At 52.9% G+C, this 586-nt stretch carries 1 rRNA gene; it reads left to right on the forward strand.

From position 1 onward, the window contains the following. Window positions 1-490: 490 nt before the first annotated feature. Window positions 491-586: ribosomal RNA gene (locus tag MM817_RS16440) — 23S ribosomal RNA — on the forward strand; the annotation flags it as partial.

A 586-nucleotide genomic window follows, 5' to 3' on the forward strand; every position in this document is an offset into this window, starting at 1 on the left:
GTGAACACGTGAATGCAGATGAACTTGATGGGTAGTAGCATCAAGCCAAAAGCAACAGTGACACAACGCGCATAGTGCATATGCTATGTGAATTTGCTGTCCCACCCAACGAACTACGATGAATGTGCGGTAGCCTTTGGCTACTCACACGGACAACCGTATGACGAAAGGTGAAAGTGACCAGAATCCACACCGTGGATTCGAGGTCATGCCCTTCCCGCAAGGCAGAAGAGTATGTGCTGTGTATGCAAGTGTCTTTAGAGAAGAAAGAGTGACCAGGAGCTGCGAAGCAGATCCGAAGTCATGCCCTCCTTGATGCACAAACGAACACGCCGTATCTTTCACGCAAGGCAGAAGGGTATTCGTCAAAGAGACACGAGCAGGTCAAGGAAGCGAAGAGACACGACGAGGGAGCGTACGAAGTAGGTACGAGACCGAGGCGTGGAAAGAAGCTGACGAAGAGATGCGACGTGGATCTGCAGACGAAAGAGGATAAGGTAGGAAGAGCGCACGGGGGATGCCTAGGCGCTAGGTGCCGAAGAAGGACGGGGCGAACACCGATATGCCTTGGGGAGCCGTACGCAGG

The organism is Sulfoacidibacillus ferrooxidans (genome assembly GCF_022606465.1).
In the GTDB taxonomy this organism is placed as follows: Bacteria; Bacillota; Bacilli; order Alicyclobacillales; family SLC66; genus Sulfoacidibacillus; species Sulfoacidibacillus ferrooxidans.